Origin of the sequence: Synechococcus sp. PH41509, from assembly GCF_020514285.1 — a bacterium.
GTDB lineage: Bacteria > Cyanobacteriota > Cyanobacteriia > PCC-6307 > Cyanobiaceae > Parasynechococcus.
The window spans coordinates 38,477-53,827 of record NZ_VTLD01000014.1 but is presented as its reverse complement, the minus strand read 5'-3'; the positions used below and the strand labels follow the sequence as shown (position 1 = coordinate 53,827).

Genomic DNA, 15,351 nt, shown 5'->3' with positions numbered 1-15,351 from the left:
CCGCCATCGTGGCCGGGATGTCGTGAAATTTGAGGTCGAGGAACACCCGCAGACTCTGATCCCGAAGTTGCGCCACCACCTCAGGGCCGGCCTGCACGAACAGCTCCAGGCCCACCTTCACCCAGCGCAGCCCCGCCACCTGGGCGGCAAAGCGCAGCGCTTGATCAGGCGCCATGCCATCGAGGGCCACGATGATCCGATCGGCGGGGTCAGCGGAGAGCGACGGAGCCAAGGCAAGCGATTGATCCGGAGTCCATCCTGTCGCGCCGGCAGATGCATCTCAACCAGGGTTCAGGCTGAGGGCGACAGCGTGAGGCCTGTCGTTTGCTCAATGAAACTCAGATAGTCGCGCTGCGATTCAGGCTTTCGCATGAATTCGAGGCCAACACCAGTGCCACCGGCAGTGAATACTCCGAAGAGGTGAAACACACGAAAGGCCTTGATGTGCTCGTGATTTAGAGGCCTGATGGATTGATAAGCCTTGAGAGCCCCATCCATGATCTGATGCCACAAATGAGGCGACATCGTCGGATCAATCTGGCGCGCAAAAACCAGATAATCATTCATCGTGTGGGCCAGATCCACAGCGGGATCAGAAATAGAAAACCACCAGTCCAGAACCCCTGAGACAGAGCCATTATCAAACATCACATTATTCCCGTGATAGTCACCATGAATCACAGCGAGATCCCTCCCATCAAGAGGCAAATGAGTGCGCAACCAACCAATCAATTCAGAAGCCCATGGGTGCGCCTCTTCCAAAGAATCCAACGCCTTTTGATGACTAATTGGACTCAAATACAGCTCATCAGGGACATCAGACTGCCTGAAGGCTTCAATGATGGGCCTCACATCCATCTCGTGCATGGTGGCCATCGACTCACCCAAGACCTTGGCATGAAGCTCTGGAGCCAGCTCAAACACAGTTCGGCCGGGCAAGAGATCCATGACCGCAAAGACCCCAGCTAAAATCGATTTGTCTCCACAAACATGATGAATCACAGGAGTCTTGAGACCCTGCTGATTCAGGGTCTGATACACAAACTGGTGATATAGAAGCCCCTCCTCTTTGCGCTCAGGACGCTCAATGCGGAGGACCCGTGGCTCCTGATCAACAAGCTGGTAGCGATAAAGCCGAGCATCGAAACCTCCAGTCAGCCGGGTCGGCTCAACCTCGTAAACGACAGGATCCTCAAATTCCGATTGCAGATAAGACAAGAAATCAGCAGCAATTTGCTGATCTGATCTGAATTCAGTTTCAGGTGCTGGCATTGTTCGTCGCTCGGATGAACTCACCATCGCGCCAGTTCTCTCTTGGCGGATCCCCCAAAAGGGGGATTAATGGCAGCTCAAGCCGTCAGCCTCCGGAAGGTTTTCTTGCCCAGCTGCAGCACCTTGCCCTCCAGCTCCGCTGCCGACGCAAACTCCTGGTTCGGGTCGGTGATCTTCTCCCCATCCAGGCGCGCCGCACCCCCTTTGATCTGACGGCGGGCCTCACTGCTGCTGGCGCAGATGCCCACGGCGCTGAACAGATAGAAGGCCTTGGCCGGGAAGTTCACCTCTGCAAGCGACGCCTCGGGCACATCGGCACCGGCATCACCACTGCCCGCCACCAGGGTGGCGGCATCACTCTGGGCCTTCTCCGCCGCGGCCAGACCGTGGCGGCTGGCGGTCACTGCCAGAGCCATCGCCTTCTGCTTCTCGCGCGGGTTCTCCGGCAAGGAGGAGAAATCCAGATCGGTTAGCAACGTCACGTAGTCGTTGATCGCCCCGTCGCCGACTTTCTCCAGCTTGGAGTACATCGAGAGCGGATCCTCTTCCAGCCCCACCACGTTGCCCAGGCTCTTGCTCATCTTCTGAACCCCGTCGAGACCCACCAGGATCGGCAGCAGCAGGCCGAACTGCGTGCCCTTGTCGAAATGGCGCTGCAGATCACGGCCCATGGCCACATTGAACTTCTGATCTGTGCCCCCCAGCTCCACATCAGCATTCACCGCCACCGAGTCGTAGCCCTGCAGCAGCGGGTAGAGGAATTCATGCAGGGCGATGGGGGTGCCACTGCCATAACGCTTAGAGAAGTCGTCCTTGGCCAGCATCTGGCCCACGGTGCCGGTGCCGAGCAGCCCAATCACAGCCGGCAGGTCCATGCCCTCGAGCCACTCGGAGTTGTATCGCACCTCTAGGCGGCCGGGGGTCTCGAAATCGAGCAGCGCCGTCTCCTTGGGCTGGTCCTGCCCCAGCTGGCGCAGGTATGTGGAGGCGTTGGCGGCCACCTGTTCTTTGCTGAGCTGCACCCGCGTCGCGCTCTTGCCGGTGGGATCCCCAATCCGCGCAGTGAAGTCACCAATGATCAACACCGCCGTATGGCCTGCGTCCTGGAAAGCCCGCAACTTGCGGAACAGGATGCTGTGACCGAGATGAATGTTGCTGCCGGTGGGGTCGATGCCCAGCTTCACCCTTAGCGACCGCCCCTCCTTCTCGGCTTGCACCAGCCGTGCCGCCAGGGCCTGATCAGCATCGCTCGGATCGCCGGCCGGGAACAAATCGGCCATGCCCCGAGACAGCCAATTCGGCAGTGACGGGGTTGAGTCCGACATGGGGTGCGCAACGAGCGGGCGCTGGCGATCGTACGAGTGCTGGCTCAGCTCGGCGAGGGAGGCTCGATCTGGGCCTTCATCCGCTCGAGGGTGGAATTCATCTGTTCGAACATTTGCTCGGGGGTGATCCCGAACTGACTGAGCTGGGTGCGCAGCTGCTCCACCGTGAGCTTGGCCTGGAAATCTTCCGAGAGCTCAAAGCGCTTCATGAACACCCGGTAGCGGCCCATTAGCTCTTCCATCGTCTCGATGAACTTCTTCTTGCCCTCCCGGTCGAACTTCCCGTACTCACTGCCCAGCTGCATCAGCTGCTGGTAATCGCTGAACAGCCGCTTTGCTTCGTCCTGAACGATGTCGGAATCGAAGAAGGCCATGTCGAGTCGCGCTGGGCTCAGGCAATTCTGCCAAGAACAATCGACTTGCTTGAGGGGTAATCGCCGCACCTGGCCGAGGCCTGAGGCGGGATTTTTGTACGGTCTTCCTAACCAGCACTGCCCTCAGGCGGCATGGGATTCATGGTGAGTTTCGGGCTGCATTCAGGATGTGAACTTCACCGCTCAGCTGGCCGCGATGCGTGAGCTGCCTCAGCGCAACCGGCCCCTGCTGGAGGGGCGTCGTCTAGTGGTCGCCTCGGCCGATCGGGTTTTGGTCAGCGGACTGCTGCACAGCCTCGATGGCATCGGCTCCATCGTGGGGGCTGCCAGCACCGAAGCGGAAGCCCTGGCCTGCCTCAGCAGTACGTCAGCCGATCTGCTGATCTGCAGCGACAGGCTCGAACGCGGCAGCGGTCCCTCCCTGGTGGCAGCAGCCAAGGCCCACCAGCCCAAGCTGCGCTGCCTCATGCTGATCCAACGCCCATTGCTCAGCACCATTCGTGCCGCTGCAGCGGCTGATTGCGACGGTCTCTGCAGCCATGAGCGCATTGGCGAAGGCGGCTTGCTCAGCGTCTTGCGCGCCATGGAAAGCGATGGCAGCCACATGGATCCGGTGATTGCCGGCGTGGCCCATCACGACCGCGGCTTGGCAGGGGTGGGGCATCCCATCAGCGACGTGCTGAGCTTGCGGGAAGAAGACGTACTGCGTGGCCTCTGCCGGGGCCTGAGCAATCAGGAGATTGCGGATCAACTCCACATCTCGATTGAAACCACCAAGCACTGCATCACAGGGCTGCTGCGCAAACTGGATGCCAGGAACCGCACCCAGGCTGTGCTGATGGCATTTCAACACAATCTGGTGGATCCACCGATGCCGATTCCCCGCTGGACCCCTTAGCCCCAAGGGGACCATCCTGAGAGGAGTTGAACGGTCTTGACGCCATGGTCCGACGCGCCGCCACCGCAGCCCTGGTCGTTCTCAGCGTCAGCAGCCTCGGGATCCAGACAGTGGATGCCGCAAGCGAGCGCACGACCGCCCTGGTGACCATCGCCGAGGCCAATGCCCGCTGTCTGATCGAAACCAAACGGATGAAAGCCGCCCAGGCCCGCGACATCACCAACCGGTTTCTGCTCAGCAAAGGGGTCAGCGCAGCCGAGCGCGAGGAGGTGCAAAAGGCTCCCGGTTACGGCGATCTGATGCGCCGCTACATCGACGAACAGGGGGGCTGCGCGGGCCTTGTACGCACCCTGCGCTGACGCAAACCACCACCCTGGTTAAGGTCTGCCCATCTCTGCCGAGCAGCATGCCCCGCAGCCACTGGTTGGATCCCCTGGCCAGGCGGGTGCTGCAGGCCACAGGGCAGCTGCCAACACCACCCCGTCCAGCGCCACTTCAGCCATTAGCGATCGAGGCCGAGTCTCCAGCCTGGGTAATGGATGTGAATCGGGCCAGCCGCAATGAGTGGCTGCAACTGCCTGGCTGCAGCCAGGACATGGCCGATCTGCTGGTGCGCCTGCAACAGGGGGGCGTGCAATTCGCCTGCGCAGATGATTTGTTCCGGCTGCTGGAGCTGCCCATCGATCTGAGCAGGCTCTGGACTCCGCATCTCGTCTTCCATTGGCATGGCGATGCACCTTTGCAGCCACAGGCCACTCCCCTGGACCTGAACAACGCCAGCGCCGACCAGCTCGAGCTGCTCTGCTGGCCAGAGCAACGGCTGGCCAGCCTGCTGCGGGAGCGACGCAGCTCCGGTTTCAAAGATCTGGCTGATCTACAGGAACGGCTCTGCCTTCCCGCAAGCACCGTGGAAAACCTGATCGGCCGGGTGAGTTTCGGCAACCGCCGGTCCGGCCCCAGCCTGCCGCTGCACTAATGCAGGGAGATCTGTTCTCCACCGGGGCGCTGGCCTTCAACAATGCACCTGAGCTGCCCCTGCGACGGGAGCAGCTGATCTCCTGGCAACAGCGCCTGCATGACCATCAGGCGCCGCTGTTCCGCGGGGAAACAGCTCACGCCGCCCAAGGGGATCTGTTCGGCTCCGCCACCGACGACGCTGCCGCGGCCCTGGATCCACTGACGCTGACCCCCCTGGCGATGAGTTTCTGGCGATGGCCGGAACCCTCCCATCGGGGTGCGGCGATTTATCTGGTGATGGACAGGCCCGTCCAGCTGGAGCAGCCGCTTCTGCTCTATGTGGGCGAAACGCTCGCCGCCGAGCGCCGCTGGAAAGGCGATCACGACTGCAAGGCCTACCTCGCCGCCTACGGAGAAGCCCTTCAGTGCTGCGAACTCAGTGCCCAGCTGAGTATCCGCTTCAGCTGCGATGTACCTCAGGCCACCCGCGCACGGCGGGCCCTGGAACAACAGCTGATCCAACGCTGGTGGCCGCCCTTCAACAAAGAAACCCGCCAACGCTGGGCCACTCCCTTCAACGCAGACCTGTAGGGGGAGAAGGCGTAGCGCATGATCGCTACGCTCATTCTTTGTCGATGCGTCCACCCATGCGCTTCTCCCTGTCCTCCACCGGTCTGCAGGAGTGGAACGGCAATGTGCTGGCGGTTGGGCTAGCCCAAGGAGATGTCGATGCAACCGCAACGGACTTGGAACGGCGCTTTGCGGGGATCACCGACGCCCTGAAACAGCAGGAGTTCAAGGGGAAGCCGGGTGATCAGCTGGTGATCACGCCCCTGGGTGCAGGCCCAGAGCGCCTGGTGGTGCTGGGCCTGGGAGACGCCGATGGAATCGACATCGACCGCCTCCGCAGCGCCGCTGCACGGGCAGCTAAGGCCGCGATCGGCTTTGAGGGCACGCTGGGCCTCCAATTGCCCTGGTGCGAAATTGATGCCGCCGACGCGGCCCGCATCAGTGCTGAAGCCGTGCGGCTCTGCCTCTACAAAGACCAACGCTTCCGCAAGGAAGCGGAACCACGCCGGATTCCTGAAGCGCTCGAGCTGATCGACCTCGACCCCGCCGCCGTCAGCGGCTTTGCGGCGGTCAATGCCACCTGTGCCGGCGTAGAGCTGGCCAGGGAGCTCGTAGCCGCCCCCCCAAATGTGGTCACCCCAGCCGCCCTGGCGGACACCGCCGCAGCCATCGCAAGCAACCACGGCCTTGATCTCAAGGTGCTGGAGCGCAGCGACTGCGAAGCCAAAAGCATGGGCGCCTTTTTGGCCGTGAGCCAGGGATCCGATCTACCTCCCAAGTTCATTCACCTGATTTACCGCCCCGAGGGCGAAGTGAAACGCCGCGTCGCCCTGGTGGGCAAGGGCCTCACCTTCGATTCCGGCGGTTACAACCTCAAGGTGGGCGCGGCCCAGATCGACATGATGAAGTTCGACATGGGCGGAAGCGCCGCTGTCCTGGGCGCCATGCGCAGCATCGCTGAACTCAAGCCAGCCGGCGTTGAAGTGCACATGGTGGTGGCCTCCTGCGAAAACATGGTGAACGGCTCTGCCGTCCACCCCGGCGACATCGTCACGGCCGCCAACGGCATGACGATCGAGATCAACAACACCGACGCCGAAGGCCGGCTGACCCTCGCCGATGCCCTGCTCTACGCCTGTGAGCAGGAGCCCGATGCCGTGGTGGATCTGGCCACCCTCACCGGAGCCTGCGTCATTGCCCTCGGCGATGAGATGGCCGGGTTGTGGTCCAACAACGACGACCTGGCGGAAGCCCTCGATGCCGCCGCCCATTCCGGCGGTGAAGGCCTGTGGCGCATGCCCCTGCGGCAGTCCTACAAGGATGGGCTGAAGTCATTGTTGGCCGACATGAAGAACACCGGTCCGCGGCCGGGGGGCTCGATCACAGCTGCCCTCTTCCTCAAGGAATTCGTGGCCAAGGACACTGCCTGGGCCCACATCGACATCGCCGGACCGGTCTGGAGTGACAAGGGCAAAGGCGTCAATCCAGCCGGTGCCACTGGATACGGCGTGCGCACCCTGGTGAACTGGGTGCTGGCCCAGTCATGAGTCGATCCCCGATGCGCTGGTACATCAAGGCTCAGCTGGGGGTTCTGCTGCTCCCGGTGGGCCTCTGCCTGTTCGGCGAAGCGATCAGCCGCAAGGTCGTTCAAATGCTGGGCAACGACGGTGGCCCCTGGTTCTGGTACGGAACCCTCAGCCTGATCTGTATCAATGCCGGTATTGGACTGATGGTTGACAGCGGTCTCACCCGTGGCTTTCCAGGGCGACGTCAGGGCTGATCAGGACGCAACTGCTCAAGACGCAACAGCTTGAAGTTCCAGGGATCGGCTTGGTGTTTCGAGCGCGTGGATCTGCCACCGTGCTCGTTCAGAGCAAGTTTCCAACACACGATCAAGATCGTCCGACGCATGCTTCGGCGACGGATAGGGACCGATGTGACGGGTGCCAAGACCATCCTTAATGGTCAGCAGATACATACATTCCTCCACTTACCGACTGATCGTAAGCATGGCCCCAAGCCTGGTCGATGGCTGGAAACCCGTCTGTTCACTGAGAACTTGCTGAATCAATCAGGTTGCGGCGCTTAATCTTTTCAACAGGTTGACTGTCTATTTCTTAAGGAAGTTGACCGAATTCAGTGGTTTAACGCCATGGCTGACCGGTTCGCGCCTCAGCACCCCACACCGCATCCAGGCGCCGGTCGCGACCGCAACTGAACCGATAAAAGTTGTATTTGACGGAATTGTTCTCTGCGTAGTTCTGGTGGTAGCCCTCGGCAGGCCAAAACCGAGCCGCTTCCCTGAGCTCCACTTTCAGTGCGGAACGCGGTTGCGACAGCTCGCGAGCCGCCGCTTCAGCACTGGCTTCAGCCACCTGAGCCTGCGCGGTATCGGCGGCAAAGATCACCGGCCGATAGGAATCGCCGCGGTCGCAGAACTGACCACCGTCATCGAGGGGATCCACATTGCGCCAGTAGCTGCGCAGTAGCTCGGCGTAACTGATTTGCTCAGGATCAAAACGCACCTGCACCGCTTCTTGATGGCCAGTGGTCTCGCTGCTGACCTGGCGGTAGGTGGGTTGCTCCACGTGCCCACCGCTGTAGCCGCTCACGGCATCACGCACCCCCGGCAGATCCTCCAGGTCGTGCTCCAAACACCAAAAACAACCACCGGCGAAAACCGCTGTCTCCAGTTCGGCCATGGCGCTCTGGGGCCAGCAGAGAAGCATCAAGCAGGTGACCAGCAGCAGCGTTCGTTTCATCCGATCACCTGATCAAAAATGGCTTTAGCAGCCCGTCCGGTCACTCCGGGAGCACCCAGGGTGGCCCGCAGCCGCTCATACCCCTCAAGCATCGCCCGGCGCTGAGGTGTGGCGGTCAACAGGGGGGAAGCCCTCTCCACAAGAGCTTCTGCGGTGAGTTCATCCTGCAGCAGCTCCGACACCAACCGCTGCTTGAGCAACAGATTCACCGGCGAGATGTGGTCCACGTGGAACCTCAGGACATGGCGTGCGACCCACGCCGTCAGTCGGCTCACGCGATATCCCACCACCTGTGGAACCCCCTGCAAGGCCAGTTCCAGATTCACCGTGCCGGATTTCCCCAAGGCGAGATCTGCCGCCGCGCAAAGGGTGGTCTTGAGCGCATCCGCTTCAGCGGCAGGAATCACCCGGTAGTCGCGCACACCGGCCTCCTCAAGCGCAGCAGCTAGGGGTTGTTCGAACTGCTCGAGCCCGGCGGGCAGCAACACCTGAAGATCAGGATGGTCCTGCTGCAGCAGGGCCGCCGCCTGGGCCAACGGTGGCATCAGGTAGCGCAACTCCTGGGGCCGGGATGCCGGCAGCAGCAGCAACACCGGCGCCTCGGGATCCAAGCCCAATTGGCGTCGGGAGCTGGCGCGGTCGGGCAGGTTCTGGAAGCTGTCCAACAGCGGATGGCCGACCCAGCTCACATCCGCACCGCGGGCGGCATAGAACTCAGCCTCCGCCGGGAAAATCGCCAGGATTTTGTCGGTGAACTCCAGCAGACGGGTGGTGCTGCCATCACCGAAGCGCCAGGCCCATTCCTGGGGGGCGATGTAATACGTGATCGGCAGGTGGGGCCGTTGCTTCCGCAGCCGCGTGCCCAGCCGCACATTGGCCCCGACGTAGTCGATGAGCACCACCCCATCGAGGGGGCGTTCCTCCAGCAGCGCATCCACCCGGGCCTGCAGCCGCAACGTGGGAAGAATCAACGGGACGGCCTCCCAAAGACCAATTGCCCCCATCGGCGCGGTATCAGCGATCAACGCAGCCCCCGCCGCCTCCATGCGTGGTCCACCAAGGGCCAGCACTTCGAGCTCCAGCCCCCTCCGTTCCGCTTCCAACCGCAGGGCCCGAATCAACAGGCTGCCCTGAAGATCACCGGAGACTTCACCGGTGCTGATCAGCAGCCGAACCATCAGCGGCCCTGCAGTGGCATCGGACCCCGTCGCCCCTGACCTGTGGATGCCTCGAGGAACCGGCAGAGGTGCTCGGCGGCCGGGAGCAACGCCTGGACTCGAGCCTGCTTGAGCGCATCGGCAATCACCAGGTCGGAGCGATACATCAGGGTCCAGATCTCCTGAAGCTGCTTGAGTTCAGCGCCATCGTGATTACCGCCCATACCACTGCGACGCAGGCCCACCCGGTTCAGACCCCGCACACGACCCGGATGCCCTTCCACCAGGCAGTACGGCGGAACATCACGGTCGACGCGGGTCATCCCGCCCACCATCGCCATCCCACCGATATGGACGAACTGGTGAATGCCCAAACAGCCACCAATCACGGCACGGTCTTCGATCACCACGTGGCCCGCCACCTGGATGGCATTGGACATCACGATGTTGTTGCCCAAATCGCAGTTATGCCCCAGATGGCAATAGGCCATCAACAGGTTGCCGTTGCCGATGCGTGTTACCTCGCCCTCTTCGGTGGCCCGGTTGATCGTCACGCATTCCCGCAGCGTGTTTCCATCCCCAATCAGCACCTCGGTTTCGGCACCGCGGTACTTGAGATCCTGCGGCGGCAGTCCGAGGCAGGCACCAGGGAACACCTTGTTGTCACGCCCCAGGGTCAGCCGACCGTCCAACACGGCATGGGGACCGATCCAGGTGTTGTCTCCGATCACCACCTGAGGGCCGACCACCGCACCAGGTCCAATCACCACCCCCGAGGCCAGCTCGGCCTTCGGGTCCACCACTGCCGTGGGGTGAATCTGCTGTGACGCCGTTTGCTGCGACATCGCGCTCAATCCACCAGGGAGAACATCAATTCGCCGGAGCAGGCCAGATCTCCGTCCACCGTGGCCTCTGCCTTGACCTTGCCGAAGCGCTTGCGCTTAAGGCTGAGCAGTTCACAGCGGATCACCAGCTGATCTCCAGGAACCACAGGGCGCCGGAAGCGTACCCCGTCGATGCCGGCAAAAACGAACAGTCCTTTTGGCAGATCGGGCATCTGGGTCACGATCAACCCGCCCACCTGCGCCATGGCTTCCACAATCAGCACCCCAGGCATCAGCGGGCGCTCTGGGAAATGACCCTGGAACTGGGGCTCGTTCATGGTCACGTTCTTGATCGCCGTGGCCGAAACCCCGGGCTCATGAGCAATGACCCGATCCACCAGAGCAAAGGGGTAACGGTGCGGAAGCAAACCGGCGATCTGCTCGCTGGTGAGCACGATGTCTGGGGTGGTGGATTCAGTCACAAAGCGGCTGCGAGATCGGCGTGAAGACCATGGGATCCCTTGTACACAAGAACCTGTGCCTGGGGAAAACCGACGAGTGCCAGGTCGCCGATCAGATCCAAGAGCTTATGGCGCACCGGTTCATTCTCGAACCGCAGCGGCGGATTCATCCACTGATCACCGTCACAGACGAGAGCATTGTCCAGCGCTCCGCCCTGGATCAAGCCGGCAGCGCGCAGCTGCTCCACCTGCTCACGGAAGCCAAAGGTGCGTGCCGGAGCGATCTCATCCACGAACCGCTGGGGCGTGAGCTCCAATGAGAACTGCTGCCGGCCAATGGCCACCTGAGGGAAATCGATAATTCCCACGACGCCGAAGCGGTCCGCCGGGGTGGCTGTGATCACACTGCTGCCGCGATTGCGCAGCAGTGGTTGGTCCAACTGCGGTGGAGCCGGCCTTGGAGTCGCTGCAGACACCAAACCCACTGCAGCGATGGCCTCCACCCAGCCCAGCGCTGAGCCATCAAGCAGGGGTATCTCATGGCCGCTGACCACGATCTCGACGTGACTTAGGCCACAACCCGCCAGGGCCGCCAGCAGATGTTCAACAGTGGCCACCTTGCTCGGGCCCAGATCCAGCGTGGTGCACAACGGGCTGTCGCGCACCTGATCCGGCCGAAGCTGAACCGGTTGCTCCATCCCTGGCAAGCGCATGTGGAACCCCGGCTGGTCCGTCGGGCAAAGCTGCACCGTGGCCTCAGCTCCACTGTGGAGACCGACACCGGAGCATGTTGTCTCAGCCGCCAGGGTCCAGGCAGCTGAGTAGTCCTGAGGCCAGCTTGTCACTAAAACTTCCAGCCCACTCCCAGATTGAAGCGCCAGTCGGAGGCGAAGTCCTTGCTGGCCACCTCAAGTCGGATCGGACCGACCGGCGTGGTGACAATCACGCCTGTACCCAGCGAAACACCGGAGCCATCCTTATCGAGCAGCAGTCCAGGCTTGCCTGGCACATCCTTCTGAGTGCCGAAATCGGTACCGGCATCCATGAACACCTCACCAGAGAAGATGCTGATCAGGGGGAAGCGGTACTCGATTGTGAGTTCACTGAAGGCCTTGGACACAGCCAGGTCGCAGTCGTACCAACCCCGAATTGAGTTAGATCCACCCATGCAGAACGCTTCATATGGAGGCGCTTCACCCATGATGGCGCCACCTTTGATCTGCACACCGATGGCTTGAGGGCAATCGGCCTCTTCGCCGGGCTTAGGACGGCATCCCTTGTGAAGCTTGAGCCAGTCCACCGGGAAGAACTGGGTGTAGCTGGCCCGCAGCCGGTTGAAGGTGGGCGAATCGTTATTGATGCCGACGAACTGCTCCGTTCCGGCGGTGAAGAAATTGCCGCTTGTGGGATTGCGGGGATTGTTGAAGTTGTTGTAGGTAGTGGCGGCACGCACTCCCACCAGGGTGTTGCTATCGGCGCAGTTGTACGAGACGCAAATGATGTCGTCGTTTTTAACTTTCTTGCGGAGGTTGTTGGTGGAGATGCCGTAGGGCCTTGAGTCTCCAGCAAAGTTGATCGGCCTCACTTCAGAGAAGGACATGCCGGCCAGCACATTCCACTTGGCGTCCTTGTACGGATCACCACCGTTCAAGGGGCGTGCGAAGGAGAAGCTGCCGCCGGTCTTGCGCAGCACCACCGTGTCTCCCTCGTAGTCGAACCAACTGCGGTTGGGGTATTCATCCTCAGCCTTGTTGATGTTGCCCGGAGCATCACCATCGGTGAAACCATAATTTCGGCCGGTCCGATAGGCCTTATTGGTGTTGTTGTCGACGTAGTCTTCAGCCGTGCGGATGTTGCCGTTGTCTTCGCTCTGGAAGACCTGAGGCACCTGCTGACTCAAGAACAAAGAGGTTCGGAAGCTGGTGCGGTGGTTGTCGCCGTAGATCCAGGGGTCCGAGAAGTTGATGTTGGCCAGTCCGCCGTACTGGCCGTAGGTGATGTTCGTACCCAGAGTCCAGGCTCGTCCCAAGAGATTGGTCTCCTGCACCTGCACCTGACCAAACACACCCTGGCTCTGGCTGTAGCCAAGGCCGCCAGAAAGCTGACCGGTGGACTGCTCAACGATGCCGAGAACAATGACCACATCCCCTGGCTCCTCGGGCACAGGCCGCAGGGTCACCTTCACATCGCTGAACAGCTGGGTTCCATACAACCGTTTGATATCCCGCTCCAGCTTGTTGCGGTTGAACGGATCTCCAGGCTGAATCGAGACCTCTCGGGTGATCACCCACTCTTTGGTCTTGCCGTTAATGGGATTTCCGTTCTCATCAGTGTCATCCCCCTCTTTGTTGAGGAATTTCACTTCAACTCCAGCCACGCTGCCCTGGAGGAGTTTCAGTGTCACCACGCCATCGGGGCTGACCCGCTCCGGACCGGACACCCGAGCCAGGGAGTAGCCCTCATTGGCCACCCAAGCCTGCAGGGCCTTCATCCGCTGCTGCAGGTCATTGAGGTTGAGCGTGCGGCCGTAATCCGACGCAAACGTTTCTTCCACCACCGCATCCGGCAGGAGAGCCTCATCGTCGGCACTGATCTCAACAGCACTGAGGGACGGGAAGGGAGCTACCTGCACAACCACCTGCACGCCGAGTGGGCCGTTCTGGGGAACGATCCGCACATCTGAAAACCAACCTGTGGCCTGAATGCCATTCAGATCGTTCTGCAGCTCCTCCCGTGTGACACGCATCCCTGGACGCACCTGCATCGCGTCGTAGGTGGAGATCTGAAGGCGTTCCTCCTCCGGGTGACCCTCGATGCCCTCAATCAGCACCTCAGAAATAAGAACCCTGGGCTGCTCAATAACTGTCTCTTCAACAACCGTTTCCTCAACAACCGTCTCCTCCACCTGGACCGTGTCGGCTTCCGATGGAGGGGACTCCTGGGCCAGCACCGGCTGGGCGACCAGGGGCATGCCCAGCATCAGACCCAACACCGTGCGACGAACAGCAACCGAGGAGCGGCGAGACGAACGGCGTGTCATCGAGGCGCAGGCTGGGCCGAAGCCACAAAAAGGTGCGCCGACCTTACAGGCAGTTGCGGGGGTTCGCGCAGGTGCCTTGGACCCGTTTGAGGACCTCCCCGTAGGCCTCCATCACCCCGCCGAGATCCTTGCGGAAGCGATCCTTATCCAAAATCCGGTCCTCGGCGTTGCTGTTGCGGCGGTCCCAGAGCCTGCAGGTGTCAGGGCTGATCTCATCAGCAAGCAGGAGTGTTCCATCGGACGCCAGCCCCATCTCCAACTTGAAATCCACCAGCTGCAGATCAATTTCTTCAAAAAAAGGCCGCAGCACCCCATTCACCCTGCGGGCAAGTTGTTCAATTGCTGACAGTTGCGCTGGGTCCGCCACACCCAGCAGATGCACGCGGGCCTCGGTCAACAGCGGATCCCCAAGGGCGTCATTCTTGTAATACAGATCCAACAGGGCTGGATCGATGGGTGTGCCCTCGGCGATTGGGGTCTGACGGCAGAGCGATCCTGTGGCGGTGTTGCGGAGAACCACCTCCAAGGGAATGATCTCCACCCGTCGCACCTGCATCCAGGTCTCCCCGGCCAGACCGCAGTAATGGGTCAGCACCCCCTCGCGCTCCAGCAGCTCGAACAACCGTGCCGAGATCTGACAATTCAGCCGACCTTTGTTCTCCAGCTGGGCTTTTTTCTGGGCATTGAAGGCCGTGGCGTCGTTTTTGAACTCCACCAGCACCCGGTCGGGATCCGCGCTCGCGAACACCCGCTTCGCCTTGCCCTCGTAAAGCAGCTCTCCGTGATCGGGCGTCATGGCGACGGTGCAACGGAAGAAGGACTTACATCAGCATGGCCTCCGGGGTCCCGCGGTGAACGCAGCAGGGGATCGAGGTGATTCTCCGGCTGCAGTTGCTGGAGGGCATAGCGGTCGTCAAGGACAGTGGCCAACCGTTCCATCCGCTGCCGCGGCCGGGCGCCATCGCCCCCTGCAGCCAGCTGGAGTTGCAGCTGCTGACGCAACAGCTCCATCGCCAATCCCCAGGCCTCTGCCGCCGCCGCCTGATCCAAGGCGGTTTCCAGCAGTTGATCCGCTTGCTCAAACTGATCGGGATCGAGCCATTGCGCCGCTCGCGCCATTCGCCTCGCCCCCTGCACACCCGACAGATCCGCCATCAGCTGCACCTCCACAGCCACAGCGTTTCGGCCCTGGGCTGCCTCGTGCAAAGCCAACTGATCCAGGCCATTGACCTGACCCGGCAACAGCGGAGCGTTCAGGGCGGTCAGGTTGCCGACCACCAAACGTCGTAGGGCCAAGGCCGCCTGGCGGTGATCCAGGGCTGCTGCTGCTGCTCGCCAGCGCAGCAATAGCCACCTCCGCCGTTCATCGCCAGCCCTTGGGCCGTAGCGATTGAGCACCACCGCCGCAGCTTCTGGCGCGCCACAGCTCATCAAGGCTTCGGCGTTCTCCAACACCAAGTCCAACGAATCGATAACGGGATGCAGCGCCAAAAGTCGATCGCGCAAGTCCTGGCGACGGCGATCGGTATCAGCGATCAGCGGGTCCAGACAGGCCTGCTCCGCAGCGGCCACATCCATCTCAACGAGAACGGTCTGAAAGCGTTCCTCGCTCATCACCTGCGGATCGGGTGCCGCCGTGACAGCAGCCAGAATGGTGAGAGCGAAGGGGAAAAGGGGAGTCCCCATGACGGGCTGCGGTCTACAAAGGAAA

General features: G+C 61.6%; 19 protein-coding genes. 6 read left to right on the top strand and 13 right to left on the bottom strand.

All coding sequences use genetic code 11. The features are described from left to right. The 4 genes from FZZ88_RS05610 to FZZ88_RS05595 form a co-directional block, all read right to left on the bottom strand. On the bottom strand, positions 1 to 232 hold a 232-nt coding region (locus tag FZZ88_RS05610; protein WP_230332840.1), incomplete at its 3' end, for an orotidine 5'-phosphate decarboxylase / HUMPS family protein. A gap of 59 nt (positions 233 to 291) precedes the next feature. Then, positions 292 to 1,299 carry a phosphotransferase family protein gene (locus FZZ88_RS05605; protein WP_166017904.1) on the bottom strand — a complete coding sequence of 336 codons (1,008 nt, stop codon included), beginning with the start codon at positions 1,297 to 1,299 and terminating at the stop codon, positions 292 to 294. Positions 1,300 to 1,349: 50 nt separating this feature from the next. Continuing rightward, positions 1,350 to 2,597, bottom strand: a complete 1,248-nt coding sequence (gene tyrS, locus FZZ88_RS05600) for a tyrosine--tRNA ligase (RefSeq protein ID WP_166017902.1) — start codon at positions 2,595 to 2,597, stop codon at positions 1,350 to 1,352. A gap of 44 nt (positions 2,598 to 2,641) precedes the next feature. Next, complete coding sequence (locus tag FZZ88_RS05595; protein ID WP_115022290.1) at positions 2,642 to 2,971, bottom strand: DUF1825 family protein; 330 nt, start codon at positions 2,969 to 2,971, stop codon at positions 2,642 to 2,644. A gap of 196 nt (positions 2,972 to 3,167) precedes the next feature. Between FZZ88_RS05595 and FZZ88_RS05590 the strand changes: the two genes are divergently transcribed. Genes FZZ88_RS05590 through FZZ88_RS05565 form a run of 6 tightly spaced genes read left to right on the top strand, consistent with a single transcriptional unit; the run spans position 3,168 to position 7,176 of the window. Beyond that, entirely contained in the window at positions 3,168 to 3,869 is a 702-nt protein-coding gene (locus tag FZZ88_RS05590) for a response regulator transcription factor (protein WP_166018101.1), read from the top strand. A 44-nt stretch (positions 3,870 to 3,913) separates the two neighbouring features. Beyond that, a complete protein-coding gene (locus tag FZZ88_RS05585) occupies positions 3,914 to 4,228 on the top strand; it encodes a hypothetical protein (protein ID WP_166017900.1) in 315 nt (104 codons plus the stop codon). A 47-nt stretch (positions 4,229 to 4,275) separates the two neighbouring features. After that, positions 4,276 to 4,845, top strand: coding sequence for a hypothetical protein (locus tag FZZ88_RS05580; protein ID WP_166017898.1), 570 nt, complete (start codon positions 4,276 to 4,278; stop codon positions 4,843 to 4,845). Continuing rightward, on the top strand, positions 4,845 to 5,417 hold the full coding sequence (locus FZZ88_RS05575) for a GIY-YIG nuclease family protein (RefSeq protein WP_166017896.1): 573 nt from the start codon (positions 4,845 to 4,847) through the stop codon (positions 5,415 to 5,417). The genes FZZ88_RS05580 and FZZ88_RS05575 overlap by 1 nt, the downstream gene beginning before the upstream one ends. A gap of 56 nt (positions 5,418 to 5,473) precedes the next feature. After that, complete coding sequence (locus FZZ88_RS05570) at positions 5,474 to 6,943, top strand: leucyl aminopeptidase (protein ID WP_166018099.1); 1,470 nt, start codon at positions 5,474 to 5,476, stop codon at positions 6,941 to 6,943. Continuing rightward, positions 6,940 to 7,176, top strand: a complete 237-nt coding sequence (locus FZZ88_RS05565) for a hypothetical protein (RefSeq protein ID WP_166017894.1) — start codon at positions 6,940 to 6,942, stop codon at positions 7,174 to 7,176. Before FZZ88_RS05570 ends, FZZ88_RS05565 begins: the two co-directional genes overlap by 4 nt. A 15-nt stretch (positions 7,177 to 7,191) precedes the next feature. On the opposite strand, the gene FZZ88_RS05560 is transcribed toward FZZ88_RS05565, so the two are convergent. From FZZ88_RS05560 to FZZ88_RS05520, 9 genes are all read right to left on the bottom strand, one after another. Continuing rightward, positions 7,192 to 7,374: a hypothetical protein gene (locus FZZ88_RS05560; protein WP_115022302.1), complete on the bottom strand. Its 183-nt coding sequence runs from the start codon at positions 7,372 to 7,374 to the stop codon at positions 7,192 to 7,194. Between the two features lie 166 nt (positions 7,375 to 7,540). Continuing rightward, entirely contained in the window at positions 7,541 to 8,158 is a 618-nt protein-coding gene (gene msrA / locus FZZ88_RS05555) for a peptide-methionine (S)-S-oxide reductase MsrA (protein WP_166017892.1), read from the bottom strand. Then, positions 8,155 to 9,336: a lipid-A-disaccharide synthase gene (lpxB, locus tag FZZ88_RS05550; protein ID WP_166017890.1), complete on the bottom strand. Its 1,182-nt coding sequence runs from the start codon at positions 9,334 to 9,336 to the stop codon at positions 8,155 to 8,157. The genes msrA and lpxB overlap by 4 nt, the downstream gene beginning before the upstream one ends. Continuing rightward, positions 9,336 to 10,160 carry an acyl-ACP--UDP-N-acetylglucosamine O-acyltransferase gene (lpxA, locus tag FZZ88_RS05545; protein WP_166017888.1) on the bottom strand — a complete coding sequence of 275 codons (825 nt, stop codon included), beginning with the start codon at positions 10,158 to 10,160 and terminating at the stop codon, positions 9,336 to 9,338. The genes lpxB and lpxA overlap by 1 nt, the downstream gene beginning before the upstream one ends. Positions 10,161 to 10,165: 5 nt before the next feature. After that, on the bottom strand, positions 10,166 to 10,621 hold the full coding sequence (gene fabZ / locus FZZ88_RS05540) for a 3-hydroxyacyl-ACP dehydratase FabZ (RefSeq protein ID WP_115022337.1): 456 nt from the start codon (positions 10,619 to 10,621) through the stop codon (positions 10,166 to 10,168). Next, complete coding sequence (gene lpxC, locus FZZ88_RS05535; RefSeq protein ID WP_166017886.1) at positions 10,618 to 11,445, bottom strand: UDP-3-O-acyl-N-acetylglucosamine deacetylase; 828 nt, start codon at positions 11,443 to 11,445, stop codon at positions 10,618 to 10,620. The genes fabZ and lpxC overlap by 4 nt, the downstream gene beginning before the upstream one ends. Beyond that, on the bottom strand, positions 11,445 to 13,640 hold the full coding sequence (locus FZZ88_RS05530; RefSeq protein WP_166017884.1) for a BamA/TamA family outer membrane protein: 2,196 nt from the start codon (positions 13,638 to 13,640) through the stop codon (positions 11,445 to 11,447). The genes lpxC and FZZ88_RS05530 overlap by 1 nt, the downstream gene beginning before the upstream one ends. Before the next feature lie 43 nt (positions 13,641 to 13,683). Then, positions 13,684 to 14,436 carry a phosphoribosylaminoimidazolesuccinocarboxamide synthase gene (gene purC / locus FZZ88_RS05525; RefSeq protein WP_166017882.1) on the bottom strand — a complete coding sequence of 251 codons (753 nt, stop codon included), beginning with the start codon at positions 14,434 to 14,436 and terminating at the stop codon, positions 13,684 to 13,686. Next, the gene (locus FZZ88_RS05520) at positions 14,433 to 15,326 is read right to left on the bottom strand and encodes a hypothetical protein (RefSeq protein ID WP_166017880.1); all 894 of its coding nucleotides are present in this window, start codon (positions 15,324 to 15,326) and stop codon (positions 14,433 to 14,435) included. Before FZZ88_RS05520 ends, purC begins: the two co-directional genes overlap by 4 nt. Positions 15,327 to 15,351 lie beyond the last annotated feature (25 nt).